We start from the raw sequence: 23,426 nt of genomic DNA on the forward strand, positions 1-23,426 counted from the left end.
ATTGCTATGCGCTACTAGCATTGTTAAACCAACCGACAATCGAAGGCAAGACCTACTTGTGGGAGCTTCTTCAGCACTTTAGAAACCCTCTGGTAGGAAGAATCCCTGGATAGTCTTTGCCTTTGGACGTCAGAACAGCTATCGCTTATCGCCCGTCGTCTTCTGGATATGAACTACGGGATGCACACTGAAAAGAACCTCGCTCTGTAACAATATAGTCTACCGTCACGTCATGTTCACCTTGCGGGACGCGTTCGACAAGCTGACCATGAAAACTCAGGGCCACGGTGGTCGCCCGTAGTTGGGGCTGAGCAAGAAAGCGGTCATAATACCCGGCTCCGAAACCAACCCTGCCTCCCCGAAGATCAAAGGACAGACCGGGAACGATAATTAGATCAATGTCTTCAGCAGGAACCACGCGACGCAGGTGTTCCGGGGGCTCCAAGACGTTGAAAGTTGATGACACTAGTTCATGGAGACCGAAGATCTCACAGGGCAACAGGGTCTTGGTCCTTTTGTCAGTTACCGGAACGATGATTCGTTTACCCAATTGTAGACTTTCCTGGATCATCGGTTTGGTGTCCACTTCTCCCGGCAAGGCTACGTAAAACATCACGGTCTTTGCCGATTGATATGGCGGAAACTGCACCAGTCTCCGCCAAATCTCTGTACTCAACTGCTGGATCTTGTCCGGGCTCAACTGATTTCTAAATTCCAAGGCTGCTTGACGCAGTCTATTCTTCTCTTCCCTTACTTCCATAGGGATACACCACCGATACCGCCATTTGGCTATCGTCCATGAAATCACCTAGGATTCTTTCCACCTGCTCCAAGGTTGCATTCTCCATCGCCGGAAGGTAGTCAAAGAGCCAGATGTCGTTGAACTGGGAGTAGATGAAATTATGGGCCACCGACTCGATGGAGTTAAAGGAGCTTACAAAATGACCAATGGTCCGTCGTTTATTCCGCTCAAAGTCCCCTCGGTCAATCCCTTTTTGAGAAAGCTCTTTGAGACCCTTCACAAGGGCTTCGTGGAGTCGTTCCGGGTCAGGAGTGTTCCCCCCCAGGATTACATGACCATAATTGGGCGATACCACATAGGAGGCAGTGAAACTATCATCGATTAACCCTGCATCATACAACTGATTGTACAACGTCGAGCTACTGCCTAGAGCAATACTCAAAAGCAGGGTGCCACTGATCTCCCGTTCCATGAGTGCTCGACCCCGCAGTCCCGTCACCGGATCTTTGTACCCCATCAGATAACGTGGACGGGAAACATCCATCTCATTAGTGACCTTCCTTTCCCGGACACCGGTCGGTTCCTGGGGATAGAATCGCTGGATCGGCGGCTGCTCCTGGAGATACCGAGCCTCCAAATCACGGAAAATCTGCTCAAACACCTCATTGGGATCAAAGTTGCCCACCGCAAAAAGGATCATATTGCTGGGATGGTAGAAGGTATTGTAACAACGATACAATAGTTCCTTGGTGATCGTCCGGACGCTTTCCACCGTGCCGCCGATATCTTTGCGGACGGGATTCTCGTGATACAAAGCCTCCAACAAATTCTGATAGATCCTCCGGTTAGGATCGTCCAGATACATTCGCAACTCCTGTTCTATAATCCCCTTCTCCTTCTCCACCGTTTCGTCGGTGAAGTATGGAGTTTGCACGAAATTCAACAGGAGAGCCAAGTTCTCGGAGAACCTCTCGGTACAACTGAACAGGTACGCGGTCAGATCGTAGCTGGTAAAGGCGTTAGCGGAACCGCCTAACTGGGCGAATTGATCGAATACGCTGCCCCATTCCTTTTCGAACATCTTGTGTTCCAGAAAGTGAGCAATCCCATCGGGAACCTCCACAGGTTCCTGCTCCCCGGGCACAAGAAAAGTGCTATCGATGGAACCATATTGGGTAGCATAGACCGCGTAGTACTTGCTGTAGGCCTTGGGCATCAGGTAAACCCTCAGGCCCCCCGGCGCCTTTTGGTAATATATCTTTTCCTGCAGCAGAGAACTGGTATATTCCTGTAATACCATTTTGTCACGCTCCTGCTTGGCCATTTTTCAACAAATAGACCGTACTTAGCTCAACACCCTGGGCGAACTCGACCACATCATCCAAAGAAACCTGCAGGACCTGCTCCCGCTGCTCCTCCAGGGTCCTGATCCTACCGTTCACAACCCCCAGTAGCTGGTTAGAAATGAGGGCTCCGAGACTATCCTCCTGGGCACGTAGCTGGTTCAGCAGGCCCCGGCGCGTATCTTCCAGCTCCCGTTCTGAGATAAGCCCAGCTTTGATATCCTCCACCTGCTTGGTCATGATCTCCCTAGTTTTTTCATACTTCGCCCCATCGATCCCCGCCATGGTCAGAGCGATGCCTTTGGTCACATCTACTTGGGAAAAGGCAAAATAGGCAAGGCTTTCCCGCTCTCTTACGTTCAAGAATAGTTTGGAGTGAGGAAACTGTCCCAAGATCCCATTCCAGAAGAGTAGTGCCGGAAACTGCTGATGCTGATAGGTCACACCATTGGTTAACCGGTAACCCATCACCAACAGGCTCTGATTAACCTCCTTCTCCTCCACCACTTCCTTGACTGGCCCCGCTTGTTCCTTAAGCACAGTGGCCTTTAAGTGCCCTTGGCCCGTTTGCACGGAACCGAAGATCTGCTCGGTTCTTGCCAAGACAATCTCAGGATCTACGGCTCCGGCCACAAAAATGTCCACCGGGTATTGGCTAGTCAATTCCTGGAAAAAACCGTAAAGGGCTCTCGGATCCAGGCTGCGTAATTCCGACTCATCCCCATATTTATGCAGAGCAAAGGGTTCTCCCTGACACATCTCTTGGATACAACGAAACATAGCATACTGCCGTTTATCGTTAATCAAACCCCGGATCTTTTCCCGGAGATTACGACTCTCCGTCTCCACATAACTAGGATTAAAACCATCGTTTATCACCAAGGGATCATAGACCACTTCCCGCAGAAGCTCCAGTCCCTGGGATAGAAGATCCACCTCAGCGCTAATATATCGATCGTTAAGTACGCTAAGGGTGAACTGCACCAACTGACGTTCTCCGATCTTAAATACGTCCGCGTAAAGTTGCGCCCCGTAGAGTTCTTCGCAGAACCGGGCCAGGGTTAGATTATCTGGATGCACCCGGGTACCCCTTCGGAGCACAAAGGGAACCAGGGCCGTCTTAGTAGTCTCTTCCTCCAAATTGGTATGGATGACCAGGCGTACCAACGTGGTCTTGAATTTGTTGGTGGGATAGACATAAAGTCCCGGGCCGCTACTTAGCCGATACTGATGGAAGCCCCCATCCATGGCAAACAACCTCCTACTCGCTTAGCTCTGCCTTTTATCCTTCGTAGTCTTCCCCGTAGGGCTTTTTCTTAATTAGATCTAGAGGACGATGGAGACTTCGTCCCGATCCATTCGCTCGATGGCCAAACGAATCTTCGCGGCTAACACCGGGTCATCATTCCCCACCGCCCCGCGTACCTGACGCAAGAGATCGATCCCTCTGCGTAGATTGTAGACAATGTCCCCCTCATCAAGATTGCTGTAGGCCACCAGTTGAGCAAAGTCCTCCCCACGACTCCAGTGATAGGCCAAAGCCACCATGTGTTCATTGAACAGTACACTGGAAGCCCCCACCAGATTCTGTTCGATCCGCTCTAACCGCTTGTAGATCTTGAATACCCGGCTCAAATCCACTAGCCTCTGCCGCATCACAAGTTCTCCACGCCGTGGTTCGTAGCCGATGGCCACCGCTAAAGCGTTCAGTTGATGTACATCCAACTCGTGGAAGATACCCTCGAAATAGATCTCGGTGACCAAAAGCTCCTGTCCATGAATCTTAGCCGCAAACTCTCCCCGGGCGGTGAGGACCCCATCTCGGATGTAATCCAGGGAGGAGAGCAGGTTGTGCTTGGACTCAAACTCAGCAAGGTAGGCGTTTTTTGGCGCCAAGCGGGAAAGCTGCCGGGTGATGCGCCGCAGTTCGTTTTGGATCTGCTTTCGGCGGCGTTGTTCCTGACGGCACTGCTGGATCTGCCCCTTGCTGCACCGGGCCGCCTCCATGGCAAGCTTCCGCTCTAAGGCCCTCAATTCCGGCAACAGCTTTTTTCTTTGACTGCGATAGTTCACCGATTTTACCGCTTCATCCACTTTGCGACGAAGTTTCTTCAGTTCCTTAGCCAGAACCTCCCTTTTCAAGGGGCAATCGTTGCTGTCTAGGTGTTCACACTGCGGATCCAGTTGAGCCAGTTCTGCAAGCAACTCTTGTTTTGCCGACGTCAGGTCGTCATGGTTTTTTTGCCGCTGCCAACTGGCGAAGTTCTTGTGGAGGATACTCTCTATCTCCGGCCGGTCGTAGTGGGCCACTAGGTTCAACACCGTATTATAAGACAGACTGAACTGACTCATCAAAGGCTCGATCTCATCTTCTTTTCTCGAGGGCAACCGTCCTTCGGCCACATCGGCCAACTCCACGATGGAAAAGACGTAGCCGTGGGTATCGATCCCCCGGCGGCCGGCCCGGCCCGCCATTTGGAAATACTCCCGGTTCTTTAGACTACGAAACTCCACTCCGTCCCATTTGCTAAGGGAGTTGAAACAAACGGTCTTGCAAGGGAAGTTCAAACCCACCGCGAAGGTCTCGGTACAATAAAGTACCTTGATCAGTCTCTTCTCAAATAGGTCTTCCACCAGTTCTTTCATCATGGGCAGCATCCCCGCATGGTGGTAGGCGATACCGCTCAAGAGAAACTCCTGCAATTCAGGCAACCGGGCCGATTCGGTCTTCCCGTACTTCTCCATGTGGGCACGTATCAACTCAGCCACCTGTTGCTTCTCCTGGGAGTTCAGGTAGTCTCTAACCCGATATAGGGCCCGGGCATTGTCCTGGCATTGTTTCCGACTGAAGGTGAAAAACAGACAGGGCAGATATTCCTCATCTAGATAATCCAGCAATTTTAGGTGGCTCATCCGTTCGATACGCATGGGCCCCTTGTATTTCTTGACCAGCTTCCGTAATTGCTTCTCGGTAACAATGCCCCGTTCCGGCTCAAAAAGGAAGTGTTGTAAGGGTACAGTCCGCTCCTCATGCCGGATCACCGCAACGGGCTGCTGTTGCACACCACTGATCCACTGGGCCAGATCCTCCACGTTGGGGATAGTGGCCGAAAGGCCCAGAAATCGCATGGTCTTAGGCATAAAGATCAGGCTTTCTTCCCAGACAGAACCCCGCTCCGGATCATCGATGTAGTGGATCTCGTCGAAAATCACGTAGGCCACATCGGCCACCCGTTCCGGAGATAGATGGAGCAGATTGCGAAAAATTTCCGTGGTCATCACCAAGATGGGCGCATCGGGATTGATCACGATGTCCCCCGTGAGAATACCTACGCTGTCCTCACCCATCAGCTGCTTGAACTGTTTGTACTTCTGGTTGCTTAAGGCCTTGATCGGCGCAGTGTAAATCACCCGCCGATTCCGCCGATACATGGTTTCGATCAAGTAATCGGCCACAAGGGTCTTTCCCACCCCGGTGGGGGCAGCCACCAATAGTGAGTGTCCCTTGAGAATAACCGCAATGGCTTCCCGTTGAAAGGGGTCTAGAACCAACCCCCGATACACCTTGTCCACACTATCCAAAGGTTCAACTCTCCTCCCATAAACCTCCGCTCATTCCCGGGGTCTTAACTCTTCCATGAACAAGTAAGTCATATCTTCCTCTTCCAGCTGGATTTCGCCATTGGTCACATCCAATAACTTCTTGGTTACAGCGGCTGCTGACTCGGCGGAAACGGCCAAACGCAGCTCCACCGCTGCACCGTAAGTGGTGTCCAGCACCTTCACTGGATACTCCGCCAACAGATTCTGAACCTTGCCCCAATGGCCGTAATTCACCACATTCCTGAAGATACTACAGGGAACCTGCAAATCCATGCCCGCTTCCTTGATTCCCTCCAAGGCCGACTGGCGGTAGGCCCGCACAAGGCCACCGGCCCCCAGCAAGATGCCACCAAAATACCGGGTAACCACCACCACCAGATCCACTAGCTCCAATTCGGTGATTAGTTCCATAATCGGCCGGCCGGCGGTGCCAGAGGGTTCTCCATCATCGCTGAAGCGTTGTGTCCGTTGGGGCTCAGTAACGATATAGGCGTAGACATTGTGAGTGGCGGTGGCATGCTCCTTACGGATCTTCTCAATAAAAGCTAGGGCGTCTTCCTCGGTGGTCACGGGCAAAACATGGGCAATGAAACGAGATTTCTTGATGATGACCTCGCGATAGCCAGCCTTTCGAACAGTACGTTTCACCACAGTTCCTACCTTCTCCAAGATTTGCACTGGTGTTAATCTTATGCACCAATCCCTGGATTTCCTGCCGCGGTTGCAAAATCCCACCGGTCAAGAACCGAGGCCCAGTCTTTCCGTTAACCACCGGGAGATCTCCAAGAAAAGAGGAATGACATGGGGGAACCGATGGAAGATAATCCGGAACAGGGTGATACTCAAACCAGCCAGCAATAACGCACTCATCACCAGTATTTCCCGCCAAAGGCGCATCTTCACTAGACGTCTGCCCTCGTATACGCCAATGCCCAAAAAGGCAAGGATCACCATGACAACTTCCACCATAGACTCCCCTTCATATCCCCAGGAACCGACGTGCAACCTGACCGGAACGTCGCAGATCCGCCCGAACGTCAATGTACACATCAAGCTCTGAGAAGATCTCGGGCCAGTTATCCTCCATCCGCTCCCATTGGCAACACATATTCCGATAAAACGCAGTCCCAAATCCGAAAATGTCAGCCTTTAGCTCTTTGGCCGCATCAATGGCCGATTCCGCCTCGTTCCGGATCACCTCTGCAAACCGTCGCTCAAAGCTGGCCCACAGTTCAGTCTGGGAAATGGGGTCCGTATAACCCTGTAATTCACCTAGATTCCCCTCCGCGAAGATCTCCACGATCACATGGGGACGACCATCGGTCACCATGGGTTTAATCTTGCTGCTGGCCCGTAACACTTCGACAGTCATCTGCTGTCCAGGCAGGTTTGGTTGTTCAAAAACAAGGACGGTCCCCCGCACTTTACCACGGATCCAATTGAGCCCCCGGGTCTGTTTGGGCCCCAACCAGCCCACTAAACGATCCCCGTTGAAGACTGCGGCACCGGAGATGCGGGCACTTTTAGAGATGGCCTCCCTTCGCAATTCCCCCACCAAGTTTTCCCCCTCTGGTGGCAGATCCAGCAAGTCCTCCCGCACTGCCACCGGCTCAACACCGGGCGTCTCCAACATTTCAATGAAGTCCAACAATTCCGTGTCCACCGTAGTTCCCAACCGGGCCCAGGAGTTCCGCATAATCCCCAAAGCCCCTTCCGAAGGCATTCGGGTCTGTTCCCACTCCGCCTCCAAAAGCTCCGAAGCCTTATTTCCCTTGGCTATCACCACATGGACGTCAGCCCTGGTTTCCCCGTCCCGGAAGAAAAAGTCCAGAATGGACCCGATACCTTCCCGTGCCAACTCCTCACCCACTACGAGGGAACGGGTGTGGGCCCAGAAGGGTTGACGCGGTGATAGGGCCAGCAGGTTGCGAACGGCTTCAAATACGGTGTAACCGCTGCTGGATATGATCCAGAAGGGACGCTCATCTACCACAGAGGGGCCCGCGATGGCAAAGGGCTTGGCAATATGGACGGTCACCATGATCTTCCCCTCCTCCGGGGCCTTGTCCAGACCTACCGCCAGCACAAAGCCCAAAGTTTCAATCTCCCGCCGGTTCCAACAGCCGGTGAGGAAGAACAAGAGGACAAGGAGTATGAGGCCTCTGCTGCTGCGTACCTTTCTGATCATCTAAGTTTCCTCCTTAGTACGTGGATCATCCGACCTAATGTTAAGGGCACCATGATGGCTAGCACCATCGCAATGGAGTAATAACCCCACAAGTCAAATTCTACGAATCGTTCCAGTTCCACAATGCTCTGAAAGACTCCCAAACTCAAGGGGACCGCTAAGGCCGCGGTCGGATAGATCAAGAAGCGATAGCTTTCCAGGTTGCAAAGCTGGGCAAGACCAATAGCAAAAGCCCATAACAAAGCCGCCAGATTGATACCGCTACTGAGCAACCACACCCCCATGGACATGGCCTCCACCCGTTCGATGAAGTCCCCGATGCTGATCAAGCGGGTGAGACTGTACGGTGGCATGGTTAAGCTATTGGCAGTAGCTCCGAAAACGGCGGCAATGATGATCGCAAAGGTTACAAGGATCACTCCGCTGATCCAGATACCCAGTAGGGTATACTTAAGGGCCTCCTCCCGCCGGTTCAAATAGGGCAACACTTGACCCACCACGATTACTTCCGTAAAGAAGGAAAAAGCACTGATGCTGGGTTTGAGCAGCCATTTAGGACCTTGGGAGAGGACCGGCTTAAGCCTTTGGAAATCCATTTGTGAATAGGGCAGAACCCAGATTAGGACTAAGAATACAACAATTACAAAGAAACTGTTTTCCGCCATGCGCCCAAAGACCTCCAGTCCACACCGGGCCGCATTGGCCGCTAACGCCATGGTCACAATGATAAACACCACCATCGGTGTTTCAGGCATAATGGCCACCGTCAAAGAGTCCCCCAAGAACCGGGCCGCCATCACAATGTCCCACATCACATAACTGAGGAGGACCAGGCCCACAATTCTTCCAAATAAGGGTCCCAAGCATTCGATAGCATACTCCACAATAGTCTTGTCCCGGAAACAGTTGCCCAGCTTTACCACCCAAAGACCAAAGCCTGTGGCCAGCACCACACTGATCAAAGCAGCCAGCCACCCATCCTGCACTGGCTTAAGCCCGGTGATCAAGGGAAAGCTAACGGTGATGGCCACGATCCGGCCTAAAACAATTATGGTCATCAGTTGTCGTCCTGAGATGCGTCCCCGTTCCAACTGCATATTATTTCCTCCTCCAGACCCTTCTACGTTTCGGCGGTCTTGGCTTCTGCGAACCTTCCTGGGTCCGAGGTTCTTGGACCCAAATCAGTTCTGGCCGGGTATCCAGCTTCCACCAGGGGGAACGGATGAGGGCATCTTTGAGGTCTGAAGTCACCACCGGGGCCAGGGGTTCCAGATAGGGTACCCCGAAGGATCTGAGGGCACACAGGTGAATGAGTAACATGAAAAGTCCGGCAAAGACACCAAAAAGGCCCAAGGTACTGGCCAGAATGATCAAGGGAAAACGGAGAAGCCGTACACTAATTCCTAGACTGTACACAGGCGTGGCAAAGGAGGCGATCGCGGTCACCGCCACCACAATGATCATCGCGGAGGAAACAAGGCTTGCTTCCACCGCGGCTTGGCCCAAGATTAACACACCTACGATACTAATGGCCGGTCCAATCACCATGGGTAAACGGACACCGGCCTCCCGGAGGATCTCGAAGGCCACCTCCATCAACAAAGCCTCCGCCACCGCGGGAAAGGGCACCCCCTCCCTTTGGGCCGCGATGGCCAGCACCAAGGGAGTGGGCAGCATCTCCTGATGAAAGGTGGTGATGGCCACGTAAACCGAGGGGAAAATCAAAGAGATGAAGAAGGTGACAAAGCGCAAGAAACGCAAGGTCGATCCCACCATGAAGCGCTCGTAATAATCTTCGGTGGCGGTGAGGAACATGGTAAAGGTGGCCGGCAAAACGAGGACAAAGGGCGTGCCATCGGTAAGCACCGCAATACGCCCTTCCTTGAGAGCACCGGTAACCCGGTCCGGCCGTTCCGTCCTCATGATCGTAGGAAATGGGGATAGGGGCGCATCTTCAATATATTCTTCCAATTGGCCACTTTCATTGATACTGTCCACTTCAACTCCTTCGATACGCCGCCGCACCTCTTCCACCAGTTTTTCGCTGGCCAGGCCTTTGATATAGGCAATTGTCACCCGGGTCTTGGAGATCCGGCCCACCACCATCTCCTCGAACCAAAGGCGGGGAGAACCAATCCTGCGCCTTAAGATCGATGTATTGACCCGCAGGGTCTCGGTAAACCCTTCCTTTGAACCCCGCACCACCACTTCGGTGGTAGGTTCCTCCAAGGACCGATGCTCCGCCCCCCGCACATCACACAGGAGAGCCGTGTTATACCCTTCCACCAGAACCACACAGTGACCCACACTAAGGGCGTCTAATACCTCCATCACCTGGGAGCTGCGGTTGACCTGGCCGGACAAGAGCATGTTTTGCTCCAATAACTCCACGGTGGAACTATAGGAACCGGGTTTCTGGGCAGAATTCAGGATCCCTGCCACCACGGCCTTGCTGACGAGACTTGTGTCTACCAAACCGTCGATGTAGCTAATCAGAACCTCCTGTTGGGGGACAACACCAAGACGTAAGTACCGAATGACCAAATCTCCACTATTTCCAAAGGCGTTCCTAATGGTGCTTTCATTGGCTTTTAAGCTTCGCTCCAAGGGGCGATCCCAGCCCCTTTCGTCGGCCTCTCCTTCGGTACCCTTTTCCTTCTTTCTAAAGAACCCACTGAGCATCTTCTTTAGCTTACCCAAAACCTACCACCCACATCCTGCTGGCTACATCCTGCTGTTATTATGGCAGAACAGGACGGTATTCATTCTTTGGCCAAGGCTTAGTAACAGGCAGGTAATCTGGTATTACTGTCGAAGTATAGAAAGGGCGAAAGGTTGGACTCCTTCTCTTTTTCGGAGGGGAGAGTGTCATGGAACAACACTGGAACAACATTTATACCTCGACCATTGAGGAAGCAGTGGATCGCATCGGGAAGATCCCCGGTGTGGTATTGGGTTTTCACTCCACCATCGACGGACTGAAGCGCATTGAGCCCGAGAAGGTGGAAACAGCATTAAAAGAACATGCGCCAAAGGAACAACTGCCGATTGAAATCAATGATCCAGCAGATCTCATGACCGGCATGCTCCATGGTCTTATCCCTGGCAAGGCGTTGCAGCTGATGATCCGCAACGAGAACACTTTCCGGTGGTTGATGGAGGCCTTCGGCTACGATGAACTGAGAATGGGCGGCACATCGGGAAACATGGCCAATGCCCTCTCTCCCTTGAATTTCCAGAAGATCCTCGTCTACGCCAATCCCTTGACCAAAGAACAGGCCCAACTGTTCAATGACGATGAAAACCTACTGGTGCTAAAGCAGGATGCGGACGGCTCCTTCCAACTGCACCATCCCCATCAGGCCTGGGAAGGCGAAGGGATCAAGGCCTTGCATTGGATCCTGGAGTATCCCCAGGGAGTGGAGATCACCACTGCCCAAGGAACCATCACCACACCCCGGGCCAATCGCTACATTGCTGCCTGGAATCCGGTAAACAACAAGCTACAGATCACCGAGACCTTCAAACAGGGCTTGTTGGCCACCGGTGACCAGTTTTCCCATTTCATCGTCTCGGGATTCCACATCCTTTCGGAAACCTATCCTGACGGCAGTACTTACCTGGATTGTCTACGGCCGGTGGCAGACTTCCTCAGAGAATTGCGCCAAGCCCACCCCCATCTGAAACTCCACTACGAGTTTGCCTCCATCGCCAGCAGTAAAATCCGAAAGGGTATTTTAACGGAGATCATCCCCTTGGTGGACAGCCTGGGACTAAATGAAGTGGAATTGGTGGCCCTGTTGAAGGATCTGGACGCAGCAGATCTGGCCTCTCGGATCCAAGAACACAACCGGATTGGAGAGGTCTTAGCCGGTACAGTCCACCTGATGAAGAAACTGAACATCAATCGTATCCAACTACACGACCTGGGGTACTATCTATGCCTTACCAAGCCAGGGTTTGTGACACCGAGCAGAACCCGCCAGGGTCTGGTCCTGGCCGCCACCTTAGCCGCAGCCCGCACCAAAATGGGACGCATCAGCGGACCCCAGGACATTTTTACTGGTCTGGAAGTCCCCCTCTCCCAGGAGGGACTGGACCGGTTGGCCGAACTTGCCGAACTGTGCGGTGAAAGTCTTGCCAAGGAAGGCACAACCACTTACGAAGGTTTCGATTTAGCTTATCTGCCCACCAAGGTGGTGGAGCGTCCAGTACTAACCGTAGGACTGGGAGATCTGATCTCCAGTACCGGATTCATTTTGGGAACTTAAGCATCTGGGAAGAAAGCAACAGGCCCTTGGGAAATGTGAAGGCAGGTGAGGGAGATCCTCACCTGCCTTTTTGGTTCCACGCCACCAAACACTAGAACAAGATGGGGCTGCCTCTGGAAGCATGGAACCTGCTGCGGACCACTATTGAAGGCCTCTTTTAGACATCATACACTTCGGGATTTACTATATTAGGTGGGCGTTTCCCCTGGAGCATGGCGATTAGGTTTTCTGCGGCCATGGTGGCCATTTTGGTGCGGGTCTCCACACTGGCACTGGCAATGTGGGGAGCCACCACCACGTTGTCCAGTTCTGCCAGACCCGGAGCCAACTCCGGTTCATCCTCATAGACATCGAGACCCGCAGCAAAAATCTCACCATTCCGCAGGGCTTCCACCAGGGCCGCCTCGTCCACCACGGGTCCCCGGGCCGTATTCACTAAGACGGCGGTCTTCTTCATCATGGCCAGTTCCTGTTTACCGATCAGATGCCGGGTATCCGGTGTCAGGGGCACATGGAGGGAAACGAAATCACTAGTCTGAAGCAGCTCTGGTAGGGATACGTAGGTAAGGTTGAGAGCCTTTTCCTCTTCCGGCGACAAACGGTGAAGGTCGTAATAGAGGACCTTCATATCGAAGCCGTAAGCCCTTTTGGCCACGGCTTTGCCGATGCGGCCTAGCCCCACCAGTCCCAGGGTCTTGCCATAGACATCCACGCCCAAAAACAGGCTGGGGCCCCAACCGGTATACTTCCCTTCCCGGGTGAAGCGATCCGACTCTACCACCCGCCGAGCAGCAGCCATCAACAGGGCCCAGGCAAAATCCGCGGTGGTCTCGGTCAAGACACCGGGGGTATTGGTAACAGGAATCTTGCGTTTTGTCGCAGCGGCCACATCGATGTTGTTAAAGCCCACCGCGTAATTGGCTACACCCCGCAGATTGGGGGCTGCGCCCAGGATCTCATCGTCGATCTCGTCGGTGAGCAGACACAACATTCCGTCTTTATCCTTAATTCTCTCTACGATCTCCTCTTTGGTGAGGACCCGCTCTTCTTCATTGAGCTCCACTTCGCAATGTTCATAGAGCATATCCAGCCCCGGTTGAGGGATCCTGCGCGTTACCAAAACCTTTGGTTTTTGCATGCCTGTTACCTCCCTGGATAAAATAGAGCGCACCCGGGCCTGAAGGGTCCCCCAAGGGCCCGCAGGCCACCCTTCAGGAAACTGGATTTCCTTGTAGCACCTTTACTCCTTTCTCTTGAAAAGCAGTGAGTACCTCTCGGTTAGCCTTGCTATCGGTGATGATCATGTCCAGCTTCTCTAAGGGCAGATAAGATACCATAGCCGGTTTACCCAGTTTGCTGGAATCGACGAGAAGCACTGTCTGGGCGGCAGCTTCCGCCATCAAGGTCTTGATCTCCGCCTCAAGATTGTTGGAGACCGCGGGACCGTGATCCACGGTTACCCCGGCAGCCGCAAGGAAGGTCCAGTCCACCCGGATACGCTCAATAAATTGCTTTGCCGTGGGGCCCACGAGGGAGAGCTCCGCCTTGCGCAGAACTCCCCCCACGACTTCTACGGTGACCCCGGGGGCATAAGCAAGTTCTCTGGCAATAACAAGAGAATTGGTGACAACGGTAATGTCCTTCTTGTTAACGAGGGCACGGGCCAGCTCCATGGTAGTGGTACCATTGTCTAAGATCAGGGTTTGACCATCCTTGACTAACTGGGCTGCTCGGGCGGCAATCTGTCTCTTTTCCTCGATATTCTGTTGATTCCTTTGGGCGAAAGGTAATACATTGGTGGACTCCTCAATGATTGCCCCCCCGTGGGTACGTTTCAGTACGCCCTCGGCTTCCAGCTTCTTGAGATCCCGTCGGATGGTTTCCGTTGCCACTTGAAACCTTTGGGCCAAATCCAGCACCGTTACAGCCCTAGTCTCCAGGATAATCCTACTGATCTGTTTCCTGCGTTCACTGGCCAGCATCCCGTTGCCCCCTTGGTTTATGCCAACAACGGCAGTAACTCATCCATATTCTGGCCCCGCTCCTGCCGGATTAGGGCCACGGCTTCCTCGGTCCGCATTTCCTCATGACAGATCCGGTAAACCGCATTGGCCACGGCCCGGGGATCATCCTTGCCGGGATATAGCACGTTGCGGCCCACCATTGCGCCAACCACATTATTCCCTTCCCCAATACCCCGTTCGAAGTCCTGCAACATCTGGGTCGGATCACCACTGGAAGGTCCACCTAACAGTAAGATCGGCAGAGTGGTGGCCTGGGCTACCCGGTAGAACTCCGGTACATAGGGGATCTTCAGCCATAGATCCCGGGAGGAGTCTCCCATGGCCGAGGCGATACCAATCATCTTGATCATGGCATCGGGATCGTTGATCACCCGGTACCCTGTATCAGTGGGTTCCACTGGCAAGGGCTCCAGGAACACGGGTAAACCATAGGCCCGACACTGGGTGATCGCCTTGGCGCAGTAGTCCATGGTCTGAATAGAATAACGGGAATACTGGCCGGTCTCAAGACGGAACAGGACCTTGGCCCCTTCCATATTCAGTTCCTTCATCCGCTCCGGGGTAAAGGAGGTCATCCGATCCTCCATCTCATACTTGACCCCGGCCAGGCCGGATCGGTTCATGGAACCGATAAGCACCTTGTTGTCTAGGAATCCAGGCAATCCTTTTTCTTTCCGCAGGTAATCGATGATCAACAGATCCTCAATGATATCCGTGGTCGCCATAATCCCGTCGATATGAGAAGTCCCCATAACCCGCACGATCCGACCCAGGTAATCCAGCCGATCCCCCATCCGTGTCGGATCATCACCAACACTGGTCACATTCCGTGCCGGATGGTCCGCGGCCAAAATGACCAGTTTGCCGTTTTGGAGGATCTGTGAGCGCCGTTCCCTGGCCTGGGCCGCCTCGTCAATGATACCCGAACGGGTCATCCGGGCGCGGGTGACGGCTTCAAAGACGTCTTCGGTGAAGTAGCGCCTGGTCTGGAAGTAGTAGGAACCCAGGGCGTAATTCACGTCGATCCGGTTGCGGGCCTTGTCGTACCAGGACTTAGCCACGTCCACCAGGGACTGGCTAATTTGGCTACCCACCGGCTGAAACTCAAAGCCCACACCACCGGTGTAGTCGATCTCGTGGAGCGCCTTCACAAACTCCGCCAGCATGTCTTCGGTGACGGCACTGCCGGGATAGTCGAAACCGGGGTGGGTATCACCGTACAGGGGATCTGCGGGATCCAAGACACAGGTGCCAATGTGCACATGGACCAGGTACTTCGCCAAACTCTTCAACACATTGGGGGTCTCCGCCTCAAAGGACACGTTTTTCAGCATGGGCATGTGGCTCAGATCATACAGCAGGCCGAAATTGTCATGGCCATAGACATCCCGGACCCGCTCGGCCACCACCAACGCATCGTCCGAGGGACCAATGAGCTGATTCTTGCAGTTCCGATCCGGCAGTCGATCGAAGGTCTCCAGGGCGATAACCAAAGGCTCCCTGCCCAACTCCTCGGCCCGCTTTTTCGCGTAAGTACAGATCTCGTCAAGGGACCGGATCAATGCCTCGATGGCCCGCTGCCGCATTCTAAGCCCCGACTCTGTACCCGGGTCCTGACCACTGATCAGACCGAATTTGGTTGCCTCCATCTCATAGGCTTCGTCGATGAACATGAGAATACGCTCCACCGCCTGCTTGCGCTGGACCTCATCAATGGAACTGATGTCGGTCTCGGCGATGAGATGATCCTCGTTGTAAAGCTGAATCGGCTGAGCGGAGAAGATAATCTCCATATTATGCTCTTTGAGTAACTCTACCGCCTTACGCCGCGTCTCACGGTTCTTGATCCGCGTAATCTCAATGGCTCCGAAATAGGGATCTTTGGCGACCTCTGCGAGGGTATCCAATAGGTAACGTTCCCGGGCTTCGCCCCTTTGCACCGACTTGGTTGCGCCTGGACCGGGATAAGCCATGAAGTGTACCAGACTGACTTTGTTCTTCTCTAATACCATCTTTGTGGATGTTAAAACATCCCTTCCTCCCTTCTATCTATCCCTCTACGAATTTACGCAAACGCTCAATACCTGCTTTGATCTGCTCCATACTGGTGGCATAGGAAAGCCGCACATACTCTTGGGTTTCCCAACCGCCCTTACTTCCAAAGGAAGTTCTTGACAACACAGCCACGTTGGCCTCGTAAAGGGCCTTGCGTTGAAACTCCCTGGCATCCTTCAAGCCTAACTTCCGACATGCTTCCGTCACATTGGGAAACACGTAGAAAGCTCCTTGGGGCATCCGACAGCTGATGCCGTCAATCTCATTCAGCAGTTTGACGATGAGGTTCCGACGCCGCAAAAACTCCTCGCGCATCGCCTCGGCTCCGTCTTGGGGTCCCCGGAGGGCCTCGATGCCGGCAACCTGCGTGAAGGTGGCAGTACAAGATTCACAGTTAGTCACCAAACGGGCCACATCCTGCGCTAGGCTACGGTTCATGACACCATAGCCCAACCGCCAACCCGTCATGGCATAGGTCTTGGAAAAACCGTCAAGGATAATCGTGCGTTCCTTCATCTCCGGTATGGCCGTAATGCTGAGGAATTCCCCCTCAAAGACCAAGCGGGAGTAGATCTCGTCGCTGAGCACCCACAAATCATGGGTCAGGGCCAGTTCCGCCACCGCCTCCAGTTCCTTCGGTCCCAGGATCCCGCCGGTGGGATTGTGCGGGGAATTGATGATGATCATCTTGGTTCTTGGCGTAACCAAGGACTGCAACTCGGCGATATCAAAACGAAAATCCCGCTCCTCCCGCAGTGGCAGTGGTACCGGTACCCCGCCCACAAACCGGATCACCGATTCGTAGATGGGAAAACCGGGATTAGGATAGATGACCTCATCCCCCGGATCCACACAGGCCAGAATCCCGTGGAAAATGATCGGCTTCGCCCCGGGAGTGACCACCACTTCCTCAGGGCTTACGGAAATCTTCCGCGTCGCCGAGACATACTCTGCGATAGCTTCCCGTAGTTCCATCAAACCTGCGGAAGGACTGTAGTGGGTGTGGTCCTCCTGGATGGCCTGACACCCGGCGTCCTTAATATTCTGGGGTGTGGCAAAGTCTGGCTCTCCGATGGCAAAACTGATAATATCCCTACCTTGAGCTTCCAGTCGTTTTACTTCTGCTAGGACTTCGAAAGCGGTTTCGGTCCCTAGCAATTGTAGCCGGCTTGCTTTGCGCATAATGGTCCCTCCATACTGTTCCGCTTACGGCACCTATATTCCACATTCGCTGACAAATTCCTGCCCCGTTTTGTTGTTTTGTGTTTATTTATGTTTATCCCTTTAAACAGCATGACTCCAAGAAGGGAACCTCTAATCAGTCTTGTTGTTGGATACTTGCCCGATTATGTGGTTTTATGTTTTCGTAGCGATCTGGATTGGTGGGGTTAAGGTACAAAAGGAACTCCATAGTCCCAGAAGCCTCGAGACGATCAAGTGAGAAGTGAGCTGCAACCAAGGAAGGCTAAATGGTAGGTGGCCGATCCTCTAGGGGAGCGTCGTCGTAGGGTTGAACGAAGAGTTCTCCTCTGGTATCGATAAGGGCAAAGAAGACGTCCTTCGGACTATTGATACCGCGGCCAGCCAGTTGTTCCATCAACCAACTTCTGTCTAGTTTGATTTCTGCCAAGTTCTCGTCGATCACCTGCCCGTCGATGATCAGGGGATAGGACAGGCCATCATACTCCACCGAAAGCCCCAAGTCTTCCGGTGTCACTGGCCGCTTGCTGGCCTTGGGGACCACACTGAGGTTACCGGAGGCCTCCAGGATGGCAAATTCCACATCCTGGGGATTAGTGTAGCCCTTCTCCCGCAATTGCAGGAGTAGTTCGTCAACCGCGTACCGTTGACGTCTCAGTTCGCTTTCCACAATCCGACCGTTTCGAATCATGATAGAGGGCACGCCGGACAAAAGCTTTCTTACCTGGGGGCTTTTCAGGCACAAGAAGGCCAATCCCACTTGCAGAATCAGCAAGACCGCCATGGGCACAAGCCCCTGGGCGAGGGGTGTATCGATACTGGCCAAGGGAAAGACCGCCAGTTCGGCGATCATGATGGCAATCACCAGGTCAAAGGGAGACAATTCCCCAATCTCCCGCTTTCCCATGACGCGGATCACGGTAAGCACAGTAAAGTATAGAAGGATCGTACGGAGTACTAGCCTAGCAACCTCTCCCATCACATCGTTCCCTTTCCACCAATACTGCGCCAATATAGTATTGGTTGACGCGGTGGGGTTTATTCCTCCCCCACCACGTAGGGAATCGTCTGGGGACCTTCGGGTAAAACGCAAATAGTGGCCTCGGGCTTCTCCGCCAAGATCTTTTCAATAACCTCTTCCACTGACTGGACCGGTTCCAGATGAGCCAGCCTAATCTGCTCTGCCGTGAGACAGTCACTGTACATGTGGACTTTGGCCCTTCTTAGGATCATCGCTAAGGTTTGGGCCTGCCATTGGTCCGTTAGGGCAAAACCAGGGGTATAGACTTGTGTTAGAATATCCTCCCAGGACTTAGCCCCCGCGAGGAGCTTCTTGAAGTTACCATGTTCTGGGATCCCGTCCCAACACTCGGCCACGCAGATGATATGGCCACCGGGTTTCACCACCCGGGCCGCCGCGGACATCCCTTTTACCGCCTGGTATAAGTTCAGATCCAGAGGGTAACCGCTGTTGCTAGTCAAGACCACATCAAAGTAATCCTCCACTGGACACATGCTGGTCTCCTTCACAAACTGCGTACCCAACCGGTGTACATCCTCCAGGGTCCCCGCCCAGACCTTGGTGATTTCCTTATTCTTATTCAAAGCCACGTTTACCACAAAGTGAACCTCGTTTAAAGCCGCAATCCGCGCAATGGCCTCCTGTACCGGGTTACCCTCCAGAATACCCCATGTGGACTTGGGATGGCCTATGAGCTCCGCACTGTGTATGTACATCACAGTATCGCGGCTTGCGATTCCCGGAGCCACCGATTTCGGCCCACCACTAAAACCGGCAAAAAAGTGCGGCTCAATGAACCCCGTAAGGATGCGCACCGACGCATCTAGATATTCCTTACGTAGGTACACCTCATGCCCATCGGGCAGTGTCCCGGCCAAGGCATAGCTTTCCCGCTCGTCGGCCAAAGACTGCACAATCCGATACTGGTCCACAATGTCCTGCCCCAACATACCGATCAGTTCCTCCCGGGTGTTAGCCCGATGCATCCCCAGGGCGTTAATCAGTACAATATTCTCTTTGGGCAGATGTGTCAGTTCCTCCAAAATCGCAGGCAAGATAATGTGGTTTGGCACGGGACGGGTGATATCCGAAAAAACGATGGCCACCTGATCATCGCTGTTTACCAATTCCCGCAGAGGCGCACAGCCCAAGGGGTTCTTCAGGGCTTGTTGCACCGCCCCACGCTGATCCTGCTCTCCGGGGACAAACTTCGGCTCCACCACTGTCACGTTCCGGTCGGGCAGGTCCACAACCAACCCAGTTCGTCCATAGGCTAGTTCAACTCTCATGTCTAACCTCCTATTAGCGGACCAGGATGTCCGGACGATAGAAGACCCCGTCGACTGTGTGCACTTCCAACATCGGCCAATCAGGGGTGCTGGTGACCACCTGGGGACCATCCTTGGTGACCAAGATCGTATCCTCGGACTTGGTACCAGTGATGGAAGGATTCCACGCGAGGGCCTGGTTTTCCCGAAGGGTGAGCTGGGTTTGAGGGGTGGCGATCATCTCCCGAGTCCAGTATCCAATGATCCCGCCTTGATGATGGAGTTTCCATTCCTCCGCAAAGCCCGCCTCCCTGTAGGCGGCAATCCCTGCAGCCAGGATTTCGTTCAGTTTCCTTCCCGGTACACTTTGCCCGATCAAGGTGGCATCTACCGTAACCACCGCCTGGTGTTTACGCAACAGATCAGCGTCTAAAGGTCCAAAGTGCACCAGTCGACTGCCTGCCACCTGGATACCTTTGTACCGGGCAACACAGGCCACCATAGCATACTTTGTCACCACTTTTTGTGTAGGAATGGGATGTCTGAATTTCGCGATCCGTTCATCGGCCCCCACCAACAGAACCGTGGGAGTCAACTCCCGGGCCAACAGGGCACTGGTCAGTCTCCCCGCTACGGCAAATTCCGTCTCCCCGGGTACAACCTCACGGCACACTTGTCCCAAGGCCTCGCCCAGTCTTTGGCCGGCAATCAACAGCCGTTCCTGCTCCCCCTCGCTATAGAGGGATCGCAGCAACCCCAGCTCAGACTCCAAAAAAACGGTCTCGGCACCAGGCATATCGCTGCCCAAGGGCAAGTCGCCCACCAATTCTTTGATTATGGGGTCGAAGTCCCCTTCGTACCAATCGAAGGCCCGCACCTGAAAGAGGTTGGGATCCACTTCTTCCGCCAAGAGTCGGGGCAGTTCGATATTCTTGGTAATAATGTACGCTTCATCCGCGGTCACCACCAGGCGAGCCGCGGCATCCTGGGTGGCAAGCCCCACATGGCAATCTCCGCCGCCTGTCAACCAAAAGAGGTTGTGCTGCCGGCTCACCACCAGGGCCCCTAGCCCCCGTTCAGCTAAGAACTCCCTGACCTTACGCAGGTTCTCCTTTGCAATTCTTGTATTATCCAATGCCAGCACGCTCCCAATCGGCCAAGAACTTCTCAACCCCCAGATCCGTTAGGGGATGGTTCACCATCTGCTGCAACACCTTGAAGGGTACTGTGGCCACATGGGCCCCTGCCTTTGCCGCTTCCACCACATGCATGGGGCTCCGTACACTGGCGGCAATGATCTGGGTGGAGATATTATGCATGTCATAGATCTCCACGATATCCCGAATCAATTCCATCCCATCATGGGAGATATCGTCTAAACGGCCAATGAAGGGGCTAACGTAAGTGGCACCAGCCCTGGCGGCCAAAAGAGCCTGACTGGCGGAGAAGACCAAAGTCACATTAGTCGGGATCCCTAGTTTAGACAACTGGTTTACCGCCTGAAGTCCGTCGCTGGTCATCGGGACCTTGATTACAACATTCTTTGACCACGAAGCAAGCTTCTGGGCTTCCCTTACCATCTCATCGCTCACAAGACTGAGCACTTCTGCGCTGATCGGTCCATCCACAATACTGGCAATTTCTTTAATGACAGCTTCAAAATTCCGACCTTCCTTGGCCACCAACGAGGGGTTGGTCGTCACCCCAGAGATAACCCCCCAGGCATGGGCCTGCTTAATCTCCTCAATATTGGCGGTATCAATGAAAAACTGCATGCCCGTCACGCTCCTTCCGTGGTTGTGACCCTTAAAAGCCCACTCAAAAACTCAGGGACACACTGATCGCTGCAGCGGTAATCTCCCGGAAATCCTCACTGGCAATAGCCGCATCCACTTGGGCAAAGCCTAAACCAAACCCAGCCCCCACCGTATAAGTCTTGCCGGTCTCTTTGGACATCATTCCCGCCCGCAGACTACCCAGACCCAGCAGCCGTTTTTCCACCCCAAGGTACAATGCCTGGGAAGGAGCACCAGGGTCTTCGATGTCACAGGCCACGATCAGACCTGTCAAAGGAGGCTTCACCGCGATGCCTACCCGGTAATCGGGTGTTAGGTTTTCCTCCCATTCCATGTCCTTCTCCTCATTGGTATAGCTAGTCTCCGTGCCGGACCACAGCACCTTACCAAATAGGTCCGTTGCCCGGGCACCTAGGGTGATTACTGGTGTGGCCTCGATGAGCACACCCGCATCCAGAGCATATCCTCTACCTTCGGCACTGAGCTCTTTATATTCCTCCTGGTTGAGGGCATAGTACCGTCCATAAAGCACCCGTAGATTCCCACCAGCATGTACCGCAAGAAGACTTGCGGGCACCTTCACCGGGGTGGTGGCCACAGTAAGGGCACCGCTGACCAAGGCCTTCGCCTCCCCCACCGGTTGTTCCGACTCTCCGGGCACAAAGTCCGCGTTGGCTTCCACAATCACGTTAAAGCCCAAAGCGCGACCCGAAAAGCCCACTTGGCCTGCAAGATCCAAAGCCGCGGGCAAGACGATCTCCTCCGGGAATTCCTGGCTCAGCACCATCTCCCAGACGTCTTGCAACTGCATTGAGCTGGAGTGTAAAGTGAAGGTAGGATTAATGGACAGAAAGCCGATCTTTCTAAGACCCGCTGGATTCCAATACGCGGCTCCGTTGTCATCCACCACTGCCACGTAGGCACCGCCCATCCCCAAAGCCCGTGCCCCAGGGAAAACATCTTTCGCGTAAGCACCACCAATGCTAATCAAGATAAATACAGATGTTAAGATGGCTGCAAATATCCGCTTTTTCAACATCATTGCCTCCCTATCCACAACCCAGTCCTCTAAAGCTTAACCAGCCAGTTTCTCCGCTGATCCGGCCTTAAACTCCTGAATGATGATCGCCTGAGTGGGACACTTTCTCGCACATTCCCCACAATTGGTGCATTTCTCGTAGTCAATGGCCGCCAGGTGATCGGTTACTGCAATGGCATCGTAGGCACAAGCTTTCACACATAGCCCACAACCGATGCATCCCACCTCGCAAACCTTTCGAACCACTTTCCCAGGGTCCTTAGACTTGCAACGCACGTGCACCTGCCCCGTCACCGGTACCAACTCCACCAATCGACGGGGACAAGCCTCCACACATTTGCCACAGGCTGTGCACTTATCCTCATCCACCTCGGGAAGGCCGTTGGGATTCATCCACATGGCGTCAAACTGACACGCCCGCACGCAACTACCAAGACCCAAACAACCATACATACACTCCTTGGGCCCGCCAAAATGCAGCATAGCCGCCCAACAGTCGGTGGCTCCTTCATACTCACCGCGGCTTTTCGCCTTATCATTACATCCGCCACATTTCACATGGGCCACTTGCCGAACAGGCATTTCCTCTATTGCTTCACCGAGAACGGCAGCAATCTTCTCGGCAAAGGCATTACCACCCACTGGGCAACCGGTCATCGGTGCCTTTCCGGTCACTACCGCCTCCGCAAAGGCATGGCATCCGGAAAAACCACAGGCACCGCAGTTGGCACCGGGGGCCAGCTCCGCAACCTCCTCGACCCGCGGGTCCGTCTCCACCTTAAAGCGGCTCGACGCATACATCAAACCTAGACCAAATACGGTACCCAACAGCCCCATGCTTACCGCGGAAACCAGTACGTCGTTCAACCTGCTCCC

Annotated in this window: 20 protein-coding genes; 1 reads left to right on the top strand and 19 read right to left on the bottom strand. The window is 53.8% G+C overall.

Going from position 1 to position 23,426, the window contains the following annotated elements; translation table 11 throughout:
• Positions 1–145: 145 nt before the first annotated feature.
• The 9 genes from GXX57_07070 to GXX57_07110 all read right to left on the bottom strand — a co-directional run bounded on the left by GXX57_07070 (position 146) and on the right by GXX57_07110 (position 10,576).
• Complete coding sequence (locus tag GXX57_07070; GenBank protein ID HHV44412.1) at positions 146–760, bottom strand: 5-formyltetrahydrofolate cyclo-ligase; 615 nt, start codon at positions 758–760, stop codon at positions 146–148.
• Positions 735–1,958 (bottom strand): insulinase family protein, encoded by a 1,224-nt coding sequence (locus tag GXX57_07075; protein ID HHV44413.1) that lies wholly within the window; start codon positions 1,956–1,958, stop codon positions 735–737. The genes GXX57_07070 and GXX57_07075 overlap by 26 nt, the downstream gene beginning before the upstream one ends.
• Before the next feature lie 88 nt (positions 1,959–2,046).
• Positions 2,047–3,333: an insulinase family protein gene (locus GXX57_07080; protein ID HHV44414.1), complete on the bottom strand. Its 1,287-nt coding sequence runs from the start codon at positions 3,331–3,333 to the stop codon at positions 2,047–2,049.
• A gap of 78 nt (positions 3,334–3,411) precedes the next feature.
• The gene (locus GXX57_07085; protein HHV44415.1) at positions 3,412–5,667 is read right to left on the bottom strand and encodes a DEAD/DEAH box helicase; all 2,256 of its coding nucleotides are present in this window, start codon (positions 5,665–5,667) and stop codon (positions 3,412–3,414) included.
• Between the two features lie 30 nt (positions 5,668–5,697).
• Entirely contained in the window at positions 5,698–6,339 is a 642-nt protein-coding gene (locus GXX57_07090; GenBank protein HHV44416.1) for a YigZ family protein, read from the bottom strand.
• An 87-nt stretch (positions 6,340–6,426) separates the two neighbouring features.
• Complete coding sequence (locus tag GXX57_07095) at positions 6,427–6,654, bottom strand: hypothetical protein (protein HHV44417.1); 228 nt, start codon at positions 6,652–6,654, stop codon at positions 6,427–6,429.
• Between the two features lie 13 nt (positions 6,655–6,667).
• Positions 6,668–7,876 carry a Ger(x)C family spore germination protein gene (locus tag GXX57_07100; protein HHV44418.1) on the bottom strand — a complete coding sequence of 403 codons (1,209 nt, stop codon included), beginning with the start codon at positions 7,874–7,876 and terminating at the stop codon, positions 6,668–6,670.
• Positions 7,873–8,973 carry an endospore germination permease gene (locus GXX57_07105; GenBank protein HHV44419.1) on the bottom strand — a complete coding sequence of 367 codons (1,101 nt, stop codon included), beginning with the start codon at positions 8,971–8,973 and terminating at the stop codon, positions 7,873–7,875. Before GXX57_07105 ends, GXX57_07100 begins: the two co-directional genes overlap by 4 nt.
• 1 nt (position 8,974) lies before the next feature.
• Positions 8,975–10,576, bottom strand: coding sequence for a spore germination protein (locus tag GXX57_07110; protein ID HHV44420.1), 1,602 nt, complete (start codon positions 10,574–10,576; stop codon positions 8,975–8,977).
• Between the two features lie 170 nt (positions 10,577–10,746).
• Between GXX57_07110 and GXX57_07115 the strand changes: the two genes are divergently transcribed.
• The gene (locus GXX57_07115; protein HHV44421.1) at positions 10,747–12,147 is read left to right on the top strand and encodes a hypothetical protein; all 1,401 of its coding nucleotides are present in this window, start codon (positions 10,747–10,749) and stop codon (positions 12,145–12,147) included.
• A gap of 157 nt (positions 12,148–12,304) precedes the next feature.
• Here GXX57_07115 and GXX57_07120 read toward each other — a convergent pair whose 3' ends face one another.
• The 10 genes from GXX57_07120 to GXX57_07165 form a co-directional block, all read right to left on the bottom strand.
• A complete protein-coding gene (locus tag GXX57_07120) occupies positions 12,305–13,285 on the bottom strand; it encodes a D-glycerate dehydrogenase (GenBank protein HHV44422.1) in 981 nt (326 codons plus the stop codon).
• Between the two features lie 73 nt (positions 13,286–13,358).
• On the bottom strand, positions 13,359–14,129 hold the full coding sequence (locus tag GXX57_07125) for a DeoR/GlpR transcriptional regulator (GenBank protein HHV44423.1): 771 nt from the start codon (positions 14,127–14,129) through the stop codon (positions 13,359–13,361).
• 17 nt (positions 14,130–14,146) lie between these two features.
• Positions 14,147–16,183 carry a TIM barrel protein gene (locus GXX57_07130; GenBank protein HHV44424.1) on the bottom strand — a complete coding sequence of 679 codons (2,037 nt, stop codon included), beginning with the start codon at positions 16,181–16,183 and terminating at the stop codon, positions 14,147–14,149.
• 37 nt (positions 16,184–16,220) lie between these two features.
• Complete coding sequence (locus GXX57_07135; protein HHV44425.1) at positions 16,221–17,408, bottom strand: pyridoxal phosphate-dependent aminotransferase; 1,188 nt, start codon at positions 17,406–17,408, stop codon at positions 16,221–16,223.
• A gap of 283 nt (positions 17,409–17,691) precedes the next feature.
• A complete protein-coding gene (locus GXX57_07140; protein ID HHV44426.1) occupies positions 17,692–18,405 on the bottom strand; it encodes a DUF421 domain-containing protein in 714 nt (237 codons plus the stop codon).
• A 59-nt stretch (positions 18,406–18,464) separates the two neighbouring features.
• On the bottom strand, positions 18,465–19,736 hold the full coding sequence (gene larA, locus GXX57_07145; GenBank protein ID HHV44427.1) for a nickel-dependent lactate racemase: 1,272 nt from the start codon (positions 19,734–19,736) through the stop codon (positions 18,465–18,467).
• Between the two features lie 13 nt (positions 19,737–19,749).
• Complete coding sequence (locus GXX57_07150) at positions 19,750–20,850, bottom strand: M24 family metallopeptidase (GenBank protein HHV44428.1); 1,101 nt, start codon at positions 20,848–20,850, stop codon at positions 19,750–19,752.
• Complete coding sequence (fsa, locus tag GXX57_07155) at positions 20,843–21,490, bottom strand: fructose-6-phosphate aldolase (protein ID HHV44429.1); 648 nt, start codon at positions 21,488–21,490, stop codon at positions 20,843–20,845. Before fsa ends, GXX57_07150 begins: the two co-directional genes overlap by 8 nt.
• Positions 21,491–21,533: 43 nt before the next feature.
• The gene (locus GXX57_07160; protein HHV44430.1) at positions 21,534–22,547 is read right to left on the bottom strand and encodes a hypothetical protein; all 1,014 of its coding nucleotides are present in this window, start codon (positions 22,545–22,547) and stop codon (positions 21,534–21,536) included.
• A 39-nt stretch (positions 22,548–22,586) separates the two neighbouring features.
• The gene (locus tag GXX57_07165; protein HHV44431.1) at positions 22,587–23,387 is read right to left on the bottom strand and encodes an RnfABCDGE type electron transport complex subunit B; all 801 of its coding nucleotides are present in this window, start codon (positions 23,385–23,387) and stop codon (positions 22,587–22,589) included.
• Positions 23,388–23,426: the final 39 nt, after the last annotated feature.

Source organism: Bacillota bacterium (assembly GCA_012839765.1).
Classification (GTDB): Bacteria; Bacillota; Limnochordia; order DUMW01; family DUMW01; genus DUMW01.

What these genes read in the sequence shown, in the direction of transcription:
- GXX57_07125 (HHV44423.1), bottom strand. Translation starts at nt 14,129, where the DNA reads ATGCTGGCCAGTGAACGCAGGAAACAGATCAGTAGGATTATCCTGGAG.
- GXX57_07135 (HHV44425.1), bottom strand. Translation starts at nt 17,408, where the DNA reads ATGCGCAAAGCAAGCCGGCTACAATTGCTAGGGACCGAAACCGCTTTC.
- GXX57_07120 (HHV44422.1), bottom strand. Translation starts at nt 13,285, where the DNA reads ATGCAAAAACCAAAGGTTTTGGTAACGCGCAGGATCCCTCAACCGGGG.
- GXX57_07100 (HHV44418.1), bottom strand. Translation starts at nt 7,876, where the DNA reads ATGATCAGAAAGGTACGCAGCAGCAGAGGCCTCATACTCCTTGTCCTC.
- GXX57_07165 (HHV44431.1), bottom strand. Translation starts at nt 23,387, where the DNA reads ATGGGGCTGTTGGGTACCGTATTTGGTCTAGGTTTGATGTATGCGTCG.
- fsa (HHV44429.1), bottom strand. Translation starts at nt 21,490, where the DNA reads ATGCAGTTTTTCATTGATACCGCCAATATTGAGGAGATTAAGCAGGCC.
- GXX57_07105 (HHV44419.1), bottom strand. Translation starts at nt 8,973, where the DNA reads ATGCAGTTGGAACGGGGACGCATCTCAGGACGACAACTGATGACCATA.
- GXX57_07140 (HHV44426.1), bottom strand. Translation starts at nt 18,405, where the DNA reads ATGGGAGAGGTTGCTAGGCTAGTACTCCGTACGATCCTTCTATACTTT.
- larA (HHV44427.1), bottom strand. Translation starts at nt 19,736, where the DNA reads ATGAGAGTTGAACTAGCCTATGGACGAACTGGGTTGGTTGTGGACCTG.
- GXX57_07115 (HHV44421.1), top strand. Translation starts at nt 10,747, where the DNA reads ATGGAACAACACTGGAACAACATTTATACCTCGACCATTGAGGAAGCA.
- GXX57_07075 (HHV44413.1), bottom strand. Translation starts at nt 1,958, where the DNA reads ATGCCCAAGGCCTACAGCAAGTACTACGCGGTCTATGCTACCCAATAT.
- GXX57_07080 (HHV44414.1), bottom strand. Translation starts at nt 3,333, where the DNA reads ATGGATGGGGGCTTCCATCAGTATCGGCTAAGTAGCGGCCCGGGACTT.
- GXX57_07130 (HHV44424.1), bottom strand. Translation starts at nt 16,183, where the DNA reads ATGGTATTAGAGAAGAACAAAGTCAGTCTGGTACACTTCATGGCTTAT.
- GXX57_07070 (HHV44412.1), bottom strand. Translation starts at nt 760, where the DNA reads ATGGAAGTAAGGGAAGAGAAGAATAGACTGCGTCAAGCAGCCTTGGAA.